The organism is Lactobacillus fornicalis (assembly GCF_055362665.1).
The window spans coordinates 1825-2212 of the sequence record NZ_JBLTIM010000068.1 but is presented as its reverse complement, the minus strand read 5'-3'; the positions used below and the strand labels follow the sequence as shown (position 1 = coordinate 2212).

1 pseudogene is annotated in these 388 nt (G+C 25.0%); it reads left to right on the top strand.

The features are described from left to right. Window positions 1–98: 98 nt before the first annotated feature. Window positions 99–388, top strand: a pseudogene (locus ACNDLV_RS08105) (hypothetical protein); the annotation flags it as partial.

Below are 388 nucleotides of genomic sequence, written 5' to 3'. Positions count from 1 at the left end.
ACTTCAATGATGTTTATTTATAAAGACAAAGAAAACACTTTAGAAATTAATGCTTGTATTTTCAAAATGAAGATTGATGATAGGAGACCCCTGAAAGTATGGCTAAACGGAAAATTACTTACAAAGAATTAGCTAATATTGTTAATAAATTTCATCATCTAACTTCTTTTTATCATCGATTCATAGTTATAAATAATGAATTTTTATACAGGCATTACGATGATGAAGACATAAAAATTACTATCGATTCCAATTGGAATATGAATGACTGTGATTTATATATTTTAGAAGCTTTAGCTAAAAGTAATTTTGAGTTTTATAACTTTTACGATTCAAATTGCTGGCCTAAACCTGAGTTATTTGAATTTTTTAAAGATATTGAATTTAA